Source organism: Nakamurella sp. GG22 (assembly GCF_052976845.2).
The window spans coordinates 75155-89866 of sequence record NZ_JBRIIO020000022.1 but is presented as its reverse complement, the minus strand read 5'-3'; the positions used below and the strand labels follow the sequence as shown (position 1 = coordinate 89866).

The 14712-nt window shown below is 69.1% G+C and carries 18 protein-coding genes; 13 read left to right on the top strand and 5 right to left on the bottom strand.

Annotated features, from left to right (window positions below):
- Positions 1-39 precede the first annotated feature (39 nt).
- Entirely contained in the window at positions 40-936 is an 897-nt protein-coding gene (locus ACVBEQ_RS20295) for an SDR family oxidoreductase (protein ID WP_447155121.1), read from the bottom strand.
- Between the two features lie 200 nt (positions 937-1136).
- Here ACVBEQ_RS20295 and ACVBEQ_RS20290 point away from each other — a divergent pair, with 200 nt between their 5' ends.
- Complete coding sequence (locus ACVBEQ_RS20290) at positions 1137-1817, top strand: DUF4142 domain-containing protein (RefSeq protein WP_447155120.1); 681 nt, start codon at positions 1137-1139, stop codon at positions 1815-1817.
- A 143-nt stretch (positions 1818-1960) separates the two neighbouring features.
- Entirely contained in the window at positions 1961-2548 is a 588-nt protein-coding gene (locus ACVBEQ_RS20285) for a class F sortase (protein ID WP_447155119.1), read from the top strand.
- A gap of 30 nt (positions 2549-2578) precedes the next feature.
- Here ACVBEQ_RS20285 and ACVBEQ_RS20280 read toward each other — a convergent pair whose 3' ends face one another.
- Complete coding sequence (locus ACVBEQ_RS20280) at positions 2579-3589, bottom strand: hypothetical protein (protein WP_447155118.1); 1011 nt, start codon at positions 3587-3589, stop codon at positions 2579-2581.
- 231 nt (positions 3590-3820) lie between these two features.
- On the opposite strand from ACVBEQ_RS20280, the gene ACVBEQ_RS20275 reads away from it, so the two are divergent.
- The 6 genes from ACVBEQ_RS20275 to ACVBEQ_RS20250 all read left to right on the top strand — a co-directional run bounded on the left by ACVBEQ_RS20275 (position 3821) and on the right by ACVBEQ_RS20250 (position 8115).
- Complete coding sequence (locus tag ACVBEQ_RS20275) at positions 3821-4012, top strand: hypothetical protein (protein ID WP_447155117.1); 192 nt, start codon at positions 3821-3823, stop codon at positions 4010-4012.
- Between the two features lie 94 nt (positions 4013-4106).
- Positions 4107-4922 carry a PRC and DUF2382 domain-containing protein gene (locus ACVBEQ_RS20270; RefSeq protein ID WP_447155116.1) on the top strand — a complete coding sequence of 272 codons (816 nt, stop codon included), beginning with the start codon at positions 4107-4109 and terminating at the stop codon, positions 4920-4922.
- A gap of 3 nt (positions 4923-4925) precedes the next feature.
- The gene (locus tag ACVBEQ_RS20265) at positions 4926-5096 is read left to right on the top strand and encodes a hypothetical protein (protein WP_447155115.1); all 171 of its coding nucleotides are present in this window, start codon (positions 4926-4928) and stop codon (positions 5094-5096) included.
- Between the two features lie 79 nt (positions 5097-5175).
- Positions 5176-5922, top strand: coding sequence for a GAF and ANTAR domain-containing protein (locus ACVBEQ_RS20260; protein ID WP_447155114.1), 747 nt, complete (start codon positions 5176-5178; stop codon positions 5920-5922).
- Between the two features lie 49 nt (positions 5923-5971).
- Positions 5972-6721 carry a TetR/AcrR family transcriptional regulator gene (locus tag ACVBEQ_RS20255; RefSeq protein WP_447155113.1) on the top strand — a complete coding sequence of 250 codons (750 nt, stop codon included), beginning with the start codon at positions 5972-5974 and terminating at the stop codon, positions 6719-6721.
- Positions 6722-6738: 17 nt separating this feature from the next.
- Positions 6739-8115, top strand: coding sequence for a glucose-6-phosphate dehydrogenase (locus ACVBEQ_RS20250; protein WP_447155112.1), 1377 nt, complete (start codon positions 6739-6741; stop codon positions 8113-8115).
- A 19-nt stretch (positions 8116-8134) separates the two neighbouring features.
- Here ACVBEQ_RS20250 and ACVBEQ_RS20245 read toward each other — a convergent pair whose 3' ends face one another.
- Positions 8135-9007 (bottom strand): alpha/beta fold hydrolase, encoded by an 873-nt coding sequence (locus ACVBEQ_RS20245; protein ID WP_447155111.1) that lies wholly within the window; start codon positions 9005-9007, stop codon positions 8135-8137.
- 243 nt (positions 9008-9250) lie between these two features.
- Between ACVBEQ_RS20245 and ACVBEQ_RS20240 the strand changes: the two genes are divergently transcribed.
- Positions 9251-10048 carry an SDR family oxidoreductase gene (locus ACVBEQ_RS20240; RefSeq protein ID WP_447155110.1) on the top strand — a complete coding sequence of 266 codons (798 nt, stop codon included), beginning with the start codon at positions 9251-9253 and terminating at the stop codon, positions 10046-10048.
- Positions 10049-10100: 52 nt separating this feature from the next.
- Positions 10101-10586 carry a pyridoxamine 5'-phosphate oxidase family protein gene (locus ACVBEQ_RS20235; RefSeq protein WP_447155109.1) on the top strand — a complete coding sequence of 162 codons (486 nt, stop codon included), beginning with the start codon at positions 10101-10103 and terminating at the stop codon, positions 10584-10586.
- 29 nt (positions 10587-10615) lie between these two features.
- Here the strand turns inward: ACVBEQ_RS20235 and ACVBEQ_RS20230 are convergent, their stop codons facing one another.
- On the bottom strand, positions 10616-11725 hold the full coding sequence (locus ACVBEQ_RS20230) for an NAD-dependent epimerase/dehydratase family protein (protein ID WP_447155108.1): 1110 nt from the start codon (positions 11723-11725) through the stop codon (positions 10616-10618).
- A gap of 141 nt (positions 11726-11866) precedes the next feature.
- Between ACVBEQ_RS20230 and ACVBEQ_RS20225 the strand changes: the two genes are divergently transcribed.
- The gene (locus ACVBEQ_RS20225) at positions 11867-12121 is read left to right on the top strand and encodes a hypothetical protein (RefSeq protein ID WP_447155107.1); all 255 of its coding nucleotides are present in this window, start codon (positions 11867-11869) and stop codon (positions 12119-12121) included.
- 21 nt (positions 12122-12142) lie between these two features.
- On the opposite strand, the gene ACVBEQ_RS20220 is transcribed toward ACVBEQ_RS20225, so the two are convergent.
- Positions 12143-12937 carry an alpha/beta hydrolase gene (locus ACVBEQ_RS20220; RefSeq protein WP_447155106.1) on the bottom strand — a complete coding sequence of 265 codons (795 nt, stop codon included), beginning with the start codon at positions 12935-12937 and terminating at the stop codon, positions 12143-12145.
- A gap of 127 nt (positions 12938-13064) precedes the next feature.
- On the opposite strand from ACVBEQ_RS20220, the gene ACVBEQ_RS20215 reads away from it, so the two are divergent.
- Together ACVBEQ_RS20215 and ACVBEQ_RS20210 are read left to right on the top strand one after the other, a co-directional pair.
- Positions 13065-14477, top strand: a complete 1413-nt coding sequence (locus tag ACVBEQ_RS20215) for an RNB domain-containing ribonuclease (RefSeq protein WP_447155105.1) — start codon at positions 13065-13067, stop codon at positions 14475-14477.
- A 37-nt stretch (positions 14478-14514) separates the two neighbouring features.
- Positions 14515-14712, top strand: a complete 198-nt coding sequence (locus ACVBEQ_RS20210) for a hypothetical protein (protein WP_447155104.1) — start codon at positions 14515-14517, stop codon at positions 14710-14712.

Below are 14712 nucleotides of genomic sequence, written 5' to 3'. Positions count from 1 at the left end.
ACGCTCCCGGGTGACGACGCCACACGCGGGTGCCGGAGGTCAGTGAACCGGCTTACCGCCGGTCACGCCCAGCACCTCGGCGGTGATGTAGCTCGACTCCTGCGAGGCGAAGAACACGAATGCCGGAGCGACCTCAGCGGGCTGCCCGGCCCGACCGAGCGGGACGCCCTCGCCGTGCGAGTCGACCTTCTCCTCGGTCATCGTGGCGGGGATCAGCGGGGTCCAGATCGGCCCCGGGGCGACCGAGTTCACCCGGATGCCCTTGTTTGCCAGCATCTGGGCGAGCGCCTTGGTGAAGTTCACGATGCCGGCCTTGGTGGTGGCGTAATCCAGCAGGTCCGGACTGGGTGTGGTGGCCTGGATGGAGGAGGTGTTGATGATCGATGAGCCAGGCTCCATGTGCGGGATGGCCTTCTTGCACAACCAGAACATCGCGTAAAGGTTCGTCTTCAGCACCCGGTCGAACTGTTCGGTGGTGATGTCCTCGATGCCGCCGGGCTGCGCCATCTGATAGGCGGCGTTGTTCACCAGGATGTCAATGCCGCCGAGTTGGTCGACGGCCGTGTCGATCAGCCGCTGGCATTCCTGCTCCTGCTGCAGGTCGCCGGGCACTGTCACCGCCCTGCGCCCCGCGTCCTCCACCAGCCGGACCGTCTCCCGTGCGTCGTCCTCCTCGGCGTCCAGGTAGCTGATCACCACATCGGCGCCCTCCCGGGCGAAGGCCAGGGCAACGGCCCGCCCGATCCCGGAGTCGCCACCGGTGATCACCGCGCGCTTGCCGGTCAGCCGGTTCGCGCCCCGGTACGACTCCTCGCCGTGGTCCGGCTGGTCCTCCATCTCCGAGGTCCGGCCGGGTTCCGGAATCTGCTGGCCGTCGCTGTCCGGCTGGTCGTGTTGGGTGGTGGGATCCTGCTGGGTGTATTGGTCGGTCGACACGAGAACTCCTGGGTGATCCGGTCCGGGACGGGACCGGCGGCACCGGCCCCCGCCTGCACACTTACCCGGTTCGACCGGTGCAAAACGACGTCGTGTCACCCGTTTTCGTCGTTTCGGTCGCTAAGCACCGGGAATCTCCTGAGCACTTCCCGCGCCGAGAGTCGTTCCCTGCGCGGATATCCGACCACAGGAGGCGGTTCATGAGAACAGCGGTACAGCGGGTCCTCGGCGGAGCGGCGGCCATCACGATGATGGGGGTGCTGACGCTCGGCGCGGCGGGTGCCGCCGCTGCGGACACGAACGATCAGGACCTGGCATTCATCACGGCCAACGGCCAGACCAATCTGGCCGAGATCGCTATCGGCAAGCTGGCTCTCGAGCGGGCGGTCAACGACTCGACCCTGGAACTGGCCCAGATGACGTTGACCGACCACCAGGCGGCATTGGCCAAGCTCGAGGGCGTCGCCGGGGATCTCGGGGTGGCGCTGCCGACCGAACCCAGTCCGGAACAACAGGCGCAGGCGGCCACCCTGGAAGGACTGACCGGGCAGGCCTTCGACGAAGCCTATGCGCAGATCCAGGTCGCCGGGCACCAGGCCAGCGTCCAGAAGACCGAGACCGAGCTGTCGGGTGGCTCGGAGCAGGCGGTGCTCGACTACGCCGAGGGCTACCTGCCGGTGGCCCAGATGCATCTGCAGATGTCCCAGGATCTCGTCGCTGAACTCGGCCTGACGCCGGGCTCGGTTCCGGCCGGCACCGGTGGAGGTGCCGGCACCACGCCGCTGACGACGATGGTGTGGCAGGCCGCGCTCGTCGCGCTCGCGGTTGCGATGCTCGGCGGCGGTGTCGTCCTGATCCGCCGGCAGACGGCGGATCGCTGACCCCCCAGGATCGCCGCCGGGCGTCGGGCCTTTGGCCGGCGCTGCTGTTGATGGCGGCCGGGGTGGTCGTGCTCGCCTCGGCCGCAGTCTGGATCGGACACAACCGCCCGCATCCCGCACCCCTGGTTCAGGTTGCCGGCACGGTGACTGATTCACCGGTTGCCGCATCGTCCACGGACGGCGCGGCTACCGGTTCCGGTTCGAGCCCGGCACCGACCTCGGCCGGCTCGGCGCCCGTTACCACCGCGGAGCCGGCCGGGACGACACCGTCGGCGGTTGCCACGATCGGCCCGCCGACCCGGATTCTGGTTCCGGTGCTGGGAGTGGACGCACCGGTCGACGGTGTGCTGAACCAGGGCGGGGTGCTCGACCCACCGGACGATCCGTCCAGGGTCGGCTGGTGGATCAGCAGCCCGCCGGCCGGTGCCTCTGCCGGCAGCACTGTCGTCGTCGGCCATGTCGATTCCGCCGCCGACGGGCCGGGGGCCTTCTACTCGCTCGCCGAACTCCCGGCCGGCAGCGAGATCTCGGTTGTCACGGCGGGCGGCGGCACTGTCGGGTACCGGGTGAAGGCCCGCGAGGTCTACACCAAATCCGAGAGTCTGCCCGCGGGTCTGTTCGCCTTCGACGGACCACCGCGACTGGTCCTCATCACCTGCGGCGGCGAGTTCGACCGGGACACCGGTAGCTACGAGGAGAACGTCGTGGTCATCGCGGAGCCGGTGTTCTGACCGGCTGCGGCTGCAGCAATGACCCGTGGATCAGCTGATCCGGCCGTCCTCCTGGAATCCGACCGCGTCGACCTTGCGGTGGAACCGGGTCCCGGCAATGCCGCCCAGCACGGCGCCGATCAGCGCGACCAGCACGGCGGCGCCGATGGCGATCAGCCCGACCGTCGTGACGCTGCCCTCGTCGACCGGGATGCGCGGCAGGTTGAGTTGGGCGAGCACGTTGTACTGGGAACCCGCGATCGCGCCGACCGCTGCAATGACGGCCGTGGTGATCAGCGCCCACAGCCACACGGCGAGCCCCTGCTTCGCGCCGCTGAACCGGGCCATCCGGCCCGCCACATATCCACCGCAGTAGTAGGCGATCAACAGGATGACCAGCAGCAGGATCGCGCCGACGAGACCGACGGTCTGCGCGGATCCGGTGTCGGTCTGCGATTCCTGGACGACATCGTTCGACGTGACGCCCAACGCGACGCCGGCGGCCGCGACGATCGTGATCAGCAGGACCGCCATACCCGTCGCCGTCAGCCAACCGAAAAAGCCCGAGCCGAACGACATCCCGCCGAAGTGTTCCTTCTCCCGGGCGGCCACCGTCTGCCGGTCGGGCAACACCGTGGCCGGCATCGCGCGTTCGGTGGTCTCGTCAGCGACGGGATGCGCTCCGGCGGTTGCATAGCGCGCCGTCGTTCCCGCGGGGTCGCTGCGGGAAGGGTCTGTACGGACGGTCGGATCGTTGGCCGAGGGCCCGCCATCGGAGGTGGAATCGCCGTACCGGGGCTCGGTCCGGACCGTCGGGTCGGTGGAGCGGTCGCCACGATAGGCAGCAGGCACCGCGCCGGTCTGGCTCCGCAGCCGGTCCTGGTCGTCGAAGTCCTGATCGAATTCGGCCCTGGCCATCATGTCGTCCGCGGCCCGCAGATCGGTCGTCCGGTCGTCGGCATCAGCCGAGCGATATTCCTGATACTTTGCCGACGAAAACGAAGATTGTCCACTTTCGGCAGGCTCTTCGGAGCGTGCCGGCGGACCGATCGGATGGCTCATCGTCTGCCTCCCTGGGCGTCGTTGCGTGAAGGCTGTACCCGCCACCGGTGAGGGTAAACGCGTTGTGGAGCAGTGTGTCCGGGGTTCCGGACGTGAGCGTGGGGCGTCCGGAGGCGGGTCATCGAGAAAATCCGGCTCGGCCGGTTTACATCGCAAAGTGCCCGGGCAATGGAGAGTTTGCGAAGCGACGGCGCGTCCAGCGCTGTCGGGCCAACGCCGAAGGGAGAGCGCGTGAACATCAGCAAGGACCAGATCCTTCAGTTCCTCCGCGATCGCGGCCAGGGGGACAAGGCCGATCAGGCCTCGTCCGAATTGCCCGACCAGGTGGACACGGACCAGCACTCGGATCTGCTGTCGAAGTTCGGCATCGATCCGCAGCAACTGCTCGGCCAGCTCGGCAGCAAGCTCGGAAACATCTTCTGAGCCAGCAGCTCTCGTCCACCAACCCTCACCGCCACCGGGCGATGAGCGTACGACACACCCGCCGAGCCGGCGGGTTCCAAGAGAAGGAGAAGCGATGACCAACGCAACCGGCCCCGACGCCTACATCGGTAGGAACGCCGTCGATCCGCAGGGTGACAAGATCGGATCCGTCGGACAGGTCTACCTGAACGACGAGACCGGCCAGCCGGACTGGATCACCGTGAACACAGGCCTTTTCGGCACCAAGGAGCACTTCGCACCGCTGGCCGGTTCGAGCTTCAACGGCGACGCGCTGGTCCTGCCCTTCGACAAGAGCGTCGTCAAGGACGCACCTGACGTCGCCGATGCCAGCCACCTGGACGTCGACGAGCAGGAGGCGCTGTACGCGTACTACGACCGTTACCTCGGCGCCGGCTACGGCGCCGCGGGCACCGTCGACTACGACCGCACAACTGACGTCGATGTCGACCGCACCCGGGGCGTTGGACACGACACCTCAGGCCCCAACACCGACGATGCGATGACCCGGTCGGAGGAGCACCTGCGGGTCGGTACCGAGCAGGTCGCCGCCGGTCGCGCGCGGTTGCGCAAGTACGTCGTCACCGAGCAGCAGTCGGTGCAGGTACCGGTTACCCGCGAGGAGGTGCGGATCGAGCGCGAGCCGATCACCGACGCCAACCGCGGCGCGGCACTCTCCGGTGGCGAGATCACCGAGGAGGAGCACGAGGTCGTGCTGCACGCCGAGCGTCCGGTCGTCCAGACCGAGGCGGTTCCGGTGGAGCGGGTCCGGCTGGGCACCGAGACCATCACCGAGCAGGAGACCGTCACCGGCGAGGTCCGCAAGGAGCAGATCGAGGTCGATGACGACGTCACCACCTCGACCTCGAACGACCGCCGCCGCAACATCTGAGCGATGGCGGATCAGAACGGCGCCGCAGCCGATCGGCCGTCCGGGGAATCCTCCCCGGGCGGCCGGCCGGCCCGCCCGACGAGCAGCGACGAGCAGTCGCAGAACCGCCTGGACGACGCGCCACTGGCCGACCGTCTCGAGGTCGACCCCGAGCGCGGTGACGTGAAGGGCTGACTTCGACACGCGGAGAAGGGTCGACGGGACCGGTTTACGTTGTAAACTGGTCCCGTTAGCCTTTCGAAGCGAGGTGATCATGTCGGAGCGATGGCCGTCCGCGGGACTCGGGGTCTCGGACCTGCCGTTGGCGACGATCGCCGAGTCGATGCGCGCGGCACTGGCAAGCCGCAGCCCCGCCGAGGCCTTCGACGTGATGGCGCGAACGGCTGCCGCACAGGGTCCCTGGCAAGCGGCGTCGATCACGGTCCTCGGAACGGGCGACATCCCGGTGGCCGCAGCATCGTCCGACCCGCTGGCGCGGTTGGCGGACAACCACCAGCTGGAGCTGAGCGAGGGTCCGGGTTGGGACGCCCTGCGGTCCGAGGATCTGCACGTCGCCGACGACGTCACCACGGACGACCGCTGGCCGCGGTGGTCACCGCTGGTGGCACAGATGGGAATCTCTGCCACCGTGGCCGTCCCGCTGTTCACCGATACCCAGCTCGGTGCCATGACGCTGTACGGCCGGGACCCGTATGCCTTCGACGCCGTGGACATCGAACGCGCGCGCATCCTCGGCGCCCACGTCTCGGTGGTGGCTGCGCACTCCCGGATGGAACAGAACCTGTGGAAGGCGATCGACGGTCGGAACCTGATCGGTCAGGCTCAGGGCATCCTGATGGAGCGTTACCAGCTCACGGCCGAACAGTCATTCGCGTTGCTGCGCAGGTATTCTCAGGCGCAGAACGTCAAGCTCGCGAAACTCGCCCGGCAACTCGTCGAGACCGGCATGCTGGCGGACCTGGCACCGGACCCGGGTCCGGTGGCACGGTGCGGCTCCTGATGAATCGGCGTGGCTGAAGCGATCTGGCTGAAGCGATCTGGGAGGTGCGATGGGTTCCACTCCGATGGATCCGGACACCCCGGAGGCCCGCGGTGCCGCAGCCGCGGTGCTGCAGCCGGGCGAGCCCGGTACCGGCCGCGGCTCGCTGGACCGGCAGAGGATCCTCGGTGCGGCGATCGGCCTGATCGACGAGCACGGCCTGCGGTACCTCACGATGCGCCGGCTCGGCGCCCATCTCGGTGTCGAGGGCATGGCGCTGTATCACTACATTCCCGGCCGAGAAGCGCTGCTCGACGGGATCGTCGAGACCGTGATCGACGAGCTGTACGGGGATCCGGACGTACATCTGAGTCACCCGCAGTGGCAGGAGTACCTGCAGCGGCTGGCGCACGGGGTGCGGCGTATCGCCCTTGCCCACCCGCAGGTGTTCCCGTTGATCGCGACACGCCCACCCGCGGCGCCGTGGGTACGCCCGCCGCTGCGCAGTCTGCGCTGGATGGAGTCCTTCCTGCAGACGTTGCGGGACTGCGGGTTCAGCGATGCCGACGCGGTGGCGACGTACCGCTCGTTCTCCAGCTTCCTGCTCGGCCATCTGCTGCTCGAGGTGTCGGCGCGGGGGGCGGACATCGGACCGGTCGAGGAGGAGGACCCGGGTCGTAGTGATCCGGCCGACCTGTCCGGGTACCCGCTGCTCGGCGCCCTGGAGCCGGAACTGTCCCAGGACCACAGCGCCGACGAATTCGAGGAATCACTCGAGACGCTCATCGACCGGATCGAACTGCTGGTCGGGCGTCGCTGAATCACGGAGGTGGTCCCATGACGACAGGCTCGCGATCACTGTTGGTGCTCGGCGCCAGTGGCGACCTGGCCGGGCGGCTGCTGCTGCCCGCGCTGGGCAGGTTGCTGTGCAGCCCCGACCGCCCCGAGGAGCTCCTGCTGGTGGGCTCCGGCTCGGAGAACTGGGATGACGCCACCTGGCGCAAGCGCGTCGCCGAGTCCTTCGCGACGGTGTCCGCGACCGGCTCCGAGGTCGACGACATCCTCGAGCGCACCGTGTACCTACCGGCCGACGTGACCAAAGCCGTTGACCTGCAACGGTTGCTGGACGCCTGTGCAGCCGGCGCGCCGGCCATCTATTTCGCCCTGCCGCCCCGGATCACCGCGCTGGCCTGCGAGGCGCTGGGGGAGCTGGAGCTGCCGGCAGGCACCGAGCTGGTGCTCGAGAAACCCTTCGGCACCGACCAAGCCGGTGCGGCGGCACTGAACGCGATCATCGGCCGGCTGGTCCCCGAGGACCAGATCTACCGGGTCGACCATTTTCTCGGAAAGTCCACGGTGCTGAATTTGCTGGGCCTGCGTTTCAGCAACCGGCTGTTCGAGCCGATGTGGAGTGCCGACCACGTGGAAAAGGTCGACATCGTGTTCGACGAGGCTCTCGCGCTCGAGAACAGGGCCAGGTACTACGACGGCGCCGGCGCGCTCGTCGACATGATCCAGTCGCACCTGCTGCAGGTACTGGCCCTCATCGCGATGGATCCACCCGCGAGCCTGGCAGCGGGCGACCTCCGCGACCGGAAGGCGGAAGTGCTGCGGGCCACCCGGGTCTGGGGCGGCGACCCGGCCCGCGCGGGCCGGCGGGCGCGTTACACCGCGGGCGTCATCGACGGGCGCCAGCTACCCGCGTACGCCGACGAACAGGGAGTGGACCCGGCGCGGAATACCGAGACACTGGCCGAGGTCACGCTCGAGGTCGACACCTGGCGCTGGGCGGGGGTCCCGTTCCGGCTGCGGTCGGGCAAGGCGGTCGCCGCGTCGCGCAAGGAGATCGTCATCACCTTCAAGAAGGTGCCCCGGATGCTGCCGGGGCTGCACGGGGTGGAACTGCCCACGCGGCTGCGGATCTCGATGGGTCCCGATCGGATGTCGTTGGACCTGAACATCAACGGACCCGACGACCCGTTCGGACTGGACCGGATCGCGCTGTCCGCGGACTTCAACGGCGGCCGGCTACCCGCCTACGGCGAGGTGCTCGCCGGAGTCTTCGCCGATGATCCGCTGCTGTCGGTCCGCGGCGACACCGCGGAGGAATGCTGGCGCATCGTCGACCCGGTGTTGGCCGCCTGGCGCGCCGGCGACGTGCCCCTCGAGGAGTACCCGGCCGGCTCGGCGGGACCGGACGGCTGGCCGGTCTGACCGGCGCCGGCCCGCCCGCTCAGACCGGGGGGACGGGGGCGAGGAAGCGAGAAACCGTCCAGCCCAGCTTGTCCGCCGAGCTGATGATCTCCATGTGCCCGCCCGGGAACATCTCGAGCGTCGAATCGGGAAGCAGCTTGGCCATCAGCCGCGCGTTCGACGACGGGACGATCGGATCGTCGTCACCGCTCATCACCAGCACCGGCTGGGACAGCAGCGGCAGGAACGGCAGGCTGGTCCAGGTCCCCAGCGCCGCGAGCTGATGCAGGTACCCGCGTCCGGTGCCGTCACCCTGCAGCGCGGCGAGCAGGGTGCTCAAGTCCGACCTGCGCTCCCGCCCGGTGGTGCGGAACAGTGTCTCCGGGCGCAGCGTGAGGCCGGGGATCTGCATGTCCGGCGGCATCATCAGGCCGGCCAGTGCCCGCAGGTCGCCAGGGACCGACAACGTTCCCGTGCTCGTACTCAGTAACACCAGCCGCCGGCATCGAGAGGCGTGCTGGAGCGCGAACTGCTGCGCCAGCGCCCCGCCCCAGGAGTAACCCAGCACATCGACCTGGCCGTATCCCAGTTGGTCGAGCAGCCGGGACATCATCCAGGCCAGTTCGGGGAACGAATACGGGCGGAGTCCGGCCGGTGAGCCGCCGACGCCGGGGGTGTCGACCCGGATGACCTCGATGGCGGGGTCGATCGCGTCCACCAACGGCTGGAACAGCTCCAGACCCGCGCCGATGCCGCTGTACATCAGCAGCGGTGTCCCGGTGCCCGTGCCGCTCCTGATGTCGACGCGGAATTCCTGACGGGCGACTGTCAACTGGCGAGCGGTGCCGCCCACCCCAGTGTTGTGTGCGGTGTCGTGTGCAGCGTCGTATCCCATGTCCTGTGCGATGGCCACGCGATCTCCTCCCGGTCTCCGTTGACCGATTACCCATCTCCGGCGAACCCGATCTTCGGCAGCGGAGCCCGTCACCGGAAGAATCTGCAGGTGAGATGGTGTCGGGCCGCCGACCTGGGCCGGGACGGCCGAGCGTACCTGCGATCTGGCGATTGGTCCTTTCGGGAGACAGGGCGCGCCGGTGCCGGAGCCGAAGGCGGCTGCCGGCGGTTGATCGCCGGTCGTCCGGGGAAGAACAGGAACATGACCTTCGACCCCCGCAGAGCCATCGTCACCGCGTCGGATTCGGGCATCGGCCGGGCCGTCGCCGTCGCGCTCGCCGAGGCGGGCATGGACGTCGGGATCACCTGGCACACCGACTCCGAGGGCGCCGAGCTCACCGCGAAGGAGGTCCGTGAGCGCGGTAGGCGGGCCGAGGTGGCTCAGCTGGACACCACCCGGCTCGAGGCGTGTGGGGAGGTCGTCGACGATCTGGCCGAGCGGCTCGGTGGGCTGGACGTGTTCGTGAACAACGCGGGAACCGGTGACAACGCACCGTTCCTCGAGATGACGCTCGACCAGTGGAAGCACACCGTCCGCACCGACCTCGATGGTGCGTTCGTCTGCCTGCAGCGGGCGGCCCGGCAGATGGTGGCCGCGGGCAACGGCGGCCGGATCATTGCGGTGACCAGTGTGCACGAGCACCAGCCGCGGGTGGGAAGCGCCGCGTACGACGCGGCAAAGCACGGTCTCGGCGGTCTGATGAAGACGATTGCACTGGAACTGGCGCCGCACGGGATCACCGCCAATTGTGTCGCCCCGGGCGAGATCGCCACACCGATGACGAACCAGACCGACGAGGATCCGCGCACCACGCACCGGCCGGGTGTGCCGGTCGGCAGGCCGGGGGATGCACGCGAGATCGCAGCCGTGGTGGCCTTTCTCGCGTCGCCGGCCGCGAGCTACGTGAACGGCGCCTCCTGGCCGGTGGACGGTGGCATGCTGTTGATGGGACCGCAGGCCGGATCCCACATCACCACTGACGACTGGCGTTCCGGGTGAGTGCAGCGAGGCCCGACCGTCGTTGTCCCGTCCAGAGATGAAGGAGTGGAACATGTCTGCCCAGAGTTCTGATGTGACAAAGGTTGCCGAGCTGGCCAAGGAGATCCGGATCGGGATGCTGACCACGGTTGACGCCGATGGACATTTCATCAGCCGGCCGATGGCCCAGCAGGAGGTCGAGTTCGACGGCGACCTGTGGTTCTTCGCCGAGCGGGATTCCCGCAAGGTCAGGCACATCGCCGCGAGCCCCGAGGTGAACGTCACCCTGACGTCGAACGACACCTGGATCTCGCTGTGCGGCACCGCCAGTGTGGTGGAGGACCGGGCGAAGGCCAAGGAGCTGTGGAATTCCTGGGTGGAGGCGTGGATGCCGCAGGGGCCCGAGGATCCGAGCGTCGTGCTGATCAAGGTCACCGCCGACAGTGCCGAGTACTGGGACACGCCCGGCGGCCGGATCGCGTCGGTGATCAGCTTCGTCAAGGCGAAGGTCACCGGCGAGCCGTATGACGGTGGCGAGAACGAGCGGGTCTCGCTGTAGCTCAGTGGGGCACCACCCCGCCGGTCGTCTCAGGAGAGCGACCGGCGGGTGATCGGGCCCTGTCTCACCAACTCCGTGAGCGACCCGAGGACCGTCCTGCGCCGTAGCACCGGACTGCTCGTGCTCGCGGCATCACGCATCCCCGCCACCACCTCGCGGAGTGCGTCGCGCGCGTCGACCGCCGGCTGCCAGCCCAGCTCGGTCCGCGCCCGGGTGGTGTCCAGGGCCGGCACCGCGAACGCCAGGTCGATCCAGCCGGCGTCGATCCGTTGCAGGTGGGCGTGCCAGGTGGCGGCAACGACCGCGCGCAGTGCCGGCGCCGGGAACTGCACCGGCCGGCTGCCCAGGGCGGCGGCGATGTCGTCGCGGGTGATCACCGGCTCGGCGGCGATGTTGAACGCCCCGTCCGCACGCCGTTCCACGGCGGCCAGCACCGCGGCGGCAAGATCGTCGGCGTGCACCACGGGAACCGCCAGGTTGCGGTCCAGTGGCAGCAGCGGCAGTGCGGTGATCAAGCGGGAGGGCACGTAGCCGGGCACGCCGTAGCGGAGCAGCGCGCTGCCGGCGGCCCGCTGGAGCACGATGCCGGGCCGGAACCGGGTGACCACGGTGCCGGCGCCCGGGCCGCTCTCGAAGTCGTCGAGGATTCGCTCGGCAGCCGCCTTGTGCCTGCTGTACACCGATGACGGCACACCGTCGGTCGGCCAGCTCTCATCCACCCGCTGCCCGCGTTCGGCCCGCCGGTAGGCGCCCACCGACGACATGTGGACCAGCTGGCCGACGCCCGCGCGTGCCGATGCCTGCGCCACCGCCCGCAGACCGCCCACCCCGACGCGCTCCAGCCGGTCGGCGTCGTGCGTCGGCTGGAACCCCCAGGCCAGGTTGACGACCGCGTCCGCACCGTCGAAAACCTCGACCAGCCGGTCCGCCGCGGCAGGGGCGGAGATGTCGACCGAGTGCCACCGGGCGACGTCGTACGGCGTGTCGCTCGGCGGCGTCCGTCGTGTGACGCCGATCACGTCCACCGGCGGATCATCTGAAACGTTCTTTCGGCTACTGAACTTCACGGAACCGCTGGCCAGCAGCCTGAGCAGGGCCGTCCCGACGTTGCCGCTGGCCCCCACGATGACGATGCGCATGGCTGTTCTGTACCCATCTTTCGGGCACTGAGGAGCACACTGGAAAAAAAAGCGGCGAAAATCGCCCGTTTCAGTGCCGGTCACCCGTTTCGGGGGTGCAAAATGGGGTACTGGACGAGCATCAGACCAAGGAGGCTCACCATGAGCAGCAGTCCACGAAGTAACACAGGGCACTACCCTCTGACCGCACGTCAGGCGGAGGTGCTGCACGCGGTGGCGGAGGATCGGGTCCAGCGGGGGATCGTTCTCGGTACGTTGGAACCACACCTGCTCGACGACCAGGACGTGATCTGGACGTTGCGGGCACTGGTGGTGAAAGGGCTGGTACGACTGCAGCCCATCGGTCGACCTCAGTTGACCGACAGGGGTTTTCAGCACCTGCGCATCGCGGCATGACCGATGGGCAGGCCGGCTTCTTCAGCCGGTCTGCCCCGCTGTGCCGTTGATCGTCAACGGAAGCCAGCCGAGCAATCGCTCGATCTCGCGGTCCCAGTAGCCCCACTCGTGAGTGCCGGGACTGAAGCTGCTGTCAACAGGGATGCCCTTGGCCCGCAGCGCCGAGACACATCGCCGATTCGACTCCAGTAGGGGGTCCTCGGTTCCGCAACTCACCGACAGGGCCGGAGCGTCGGCCGTGTCGAACCGGTCGATCAGCCAGAACAGATCGTCGGGCGTTCCCGCGACGGAGCGCCCGCCGAACACCCGGTCATCGACATCGGTCCGCAACTCTTCCAGTTGTTGCAGTGCCGCCACGTCCAGCGCACCCGACATGCTCGCGGCGGCCGCGAATCGTCCCGGCTCGCGCAGGGCCCACTTGAGTGCCCCGTAACCGCCCATCGACAGCCCAGCGACGAAGGTGTCCCGACGGTCCTGCGAGACGCGGAAGAATCCGGACACCACGTCCGGCAGTTCCTCCGAGAGGAACGTCCAGTAGCGACTTCCGTGTGCCTCGTCGGTGTAGAAGCTGCGGTGTACCTGGGGCATCACCACGGCCAGCCCGAGCGCGGCGACATACCGCTCGATGGACGTGCGCCGTGACCAGGTCGTGTCGTCGTCGCTGAGCCCGTGCAGCAGGTAGAGCACCGGGGGATCACCCACCGTCTCGCGGCCGGTCAGCCCGATCTGCGCGGTCGTCGCCTGCGGCAGGATCACGGTCATCGACGTGCTCAACGCGAGAACGTCGGAGAAGAAGTCGCAGCGGAGCAGGGCCACCAGGAGTCCCTTCAGGTGCGGGCGCCGGGGCGCGGGCCGCGGACGGGGCGGTCGACAGCGACGAATCGTCGCACACGCCGGTGAGCCGCTGCGGCGGCACCGGTCGCCGACTGCTTAGCCTGGCGTGATGCCCGTCCGCACGGTCGTCCCGCCTGCCGCCATCGACTTCGACGCTGTCCGCCGCGAACTGGGGATCCCGGCCGGATACCCGGCCGACGCGGTCGCCGAGGCCACCGCCGCCGCGGCCGACCCGCCGCTGCAAGGTCACCGGAGTGACCTGCCGTTCGTCACCGTCGACCCGCCCGGCTCCCGGGACCTCGACCAGGCCGTGCATCTCGAGCGCGATGGGGACGGCTATCTGGTCAGCTACGCGATCGCCGACGTGTCGTCGTTCGTCCGCGAGGGCGGACCGCTCGCGGCCGAGACGTGGCGCCGCGGCGCGACGCTGTACAGCCCGGACGGCAACACGCCGCTGCATCCCGTCCAGCTGTCCGAGGGCGCCGCGAGCCTGCTCCCCGGGCGCGAGCGGCCCGCGGTGTTGTGGACGATCCGGCTCGACAATCGCGGTGAGCCAACGGATGTCGATGTCCGGCGCAGTGCTGTCAGGTCCGTCGCGCAACTCGACTACCCGGGGGTGCAAGCGGACGCCGGCGCCGGCACCCTGCACCCGTCGATCGGGTTGCTGCCCGAGATCGGTGCCCTGCGCCTGCAACGCGCGCGGGAGCGGCACGCGATCAGTCTTGACATCCCGGATGCCGAGATCGTCACCGGCACCGGCGGGCACTGGACGCTCGAGCTCCGGGCCGTCCTGCCGGTCGAGAAGTACAACGCGGAGATCAGCCTGCTGACCGGTATGTGCGCGGCGTCGCTGATGTTGCGCGGCGGGGTCGGCCTGCTCCGGACGCTCCCGGAGCCGTCCGCCGCACAAGTCAGGGCGCTGCGCACGGAGACGGCGGCCATGGGTATCAGCTGGCCCGACGACGTGCCCGCCGGCGACGTCATCGCCTCGCTGGACGGGTCGAAACCGCTGGACGCCGCCTTCCTGGAGGACGCCGTCCGGCTGCTCCGTGGCGCGGGCTACACGCCCTTCGACGGTGCGCCGCCGGACCGCCGCACGCACGGCGGTGTCGGCGCGCCGTACGCGCACGTCACCGCCCCACTGCGCCGGCTGGCCGACCGCTACACCACCGAGGTCTGCCTGGCGCTGCACGCCGGCGAGCCGGTGCCGGACTGGGCACGTGCGGCCCTGCCGGAGCTCCCGAAGGCGATGGCGGCGGCCGACCGCAAGGCCTCCGAGCTGGTGAAGGCCTGTTCCGCCGCCGTGTCGGTGTTCGTCCTGCACGGCCGGGAGGGCGAGGAATTCACGGCCACCGTCCTGCAGATCGAGGCGGAGCGGGAACGGGCGATCGTGGTGCTGCACGAACCACCCGTCCGTGCGCATTGCGACCCCAAGGGCCTGGTCGAGGGATCGGTGATCCGGGTCCGGTTGGTGTCCGCAGATCCGGTCACCCATCGATTCGTCGTGCGTCCGGTGGGCTGACCGTGCCCCGTGCCGGGGCAGGTGGCACGCTGCACGCATGGGAGACGAGATCGGCCAGTCAAAGGCCTTCTACTACAACATCAGCACCGGCCAGGTGGAGGGCGAGGGGCAGAGCAAGGCAAAGGATCTGCTCGGCCCGTTCCCCACCGCGGAAGAGGCGGCCAACGCCCTGGAGATCATCCGGGAGCGGGAGGCGCGGAAGAACGCCGAAGATCGGGAATGGCGGGACCGCTGA

Excerpts from the sequence above, each read along its gene's own strand:
- ACVBEQ_RS20240 (WP_447155110.1), top strand. The coding sequence starts at position 9,251 with ATGACCTTCGACCCCCGCAGAGCCATCGTCACCGCGTCGGATTCGGGC.
- ACVBEQ_RS20265 (WP_447155115.1), top strand. The coding sequence starts at position 4,926 with ATGGCGGATCAGAACGGCGCCGCAGCCGATCGGCCGTCCGGGGAATCC.
- ACVBEQ_RS20290 (WP_447155120.1), top strand. The coding sequence starts at position 1,137 with ATGAGAACAGCGGTACAGCGGGTCCTCGGCGGAGCGGCGGCCATCACG.
- ACVBEQ_RS20270 (WP_447155116.1), top strand. The coding sequence starts at position 4,107 with ATGACCAACGCAACCGGCCCCGACGCCTACATCGGTAGGAACGCCGTC.
- ACVBEQ_RS20215 (WP_447155105.1), top strand. The coding sequence starts at position 13,065 with ATGCCCGTCCGCACGGTCGTCCCGCCTGCCGCCATCGACTTCGACGCT.
- ACVBEQ_RS20255 (WP_447155113.1), top strand. The coding sequence starts at position 5,972 with ATGGGTTCCACTCCGATGGATCCGGACACCCCGGAGGCCCGCGGTGCC.
- ACVBEQ_RS20260 (WP_447155114.1), top strand. The coding sequence starts at position 5,176 with ATGTCGGAGCGATGGCCGTCCGCGGGACTCGGGGTCTCGGACCTGCCG.
- ACVBEQ_RS20280 (WP_447155118.1), bottom strand. The coding sequence starts at position 3,589 with ATGAGCCATCCGATCGGTCCGCCGGCACGCTCCGAAGAGCCTGCCGAA.
- ACVBEQ_RS20225 (WP_447155107.1), top strand. The coding sequence starts at position 11,867 with ATGAGCAGCAGTCCACGAAGTAACACAGGGCACTACCCTCTGACCGCA.
- ACVBEQ_RS20230 (WP_447155108.1), bottom strand. The coding sequence starts at position 11,725 with ATGCGCATCGTCATCGTGGGGGCCAGCGGCAACGTCGGGACGGCCCTG.
- ACVBEQ_RS20250 (WP_447155112.1), top strand. The coding sequence starts at position 6,739 with ATGACGACAGGCTCGCGATCACTGTTGGTGCTCGGCGCCAGTGGCGAC.
- ACVBEQ_RS20210 (WP_447155104.1), top strand. The coding sequence starts at position 14,515 with ATGGGAGACGAGATCGGCCAGTCAAAGGCCTTCTACTACAACATCAGC.
- ACVBEQ_RS20235 (WP_447155109.1), top strand. The coding sequence starts at position 10,101 with ATGTCTGCCCAGAGTTCTGATGTGACAAAGGTTGCCGAGCTGGCCAAG.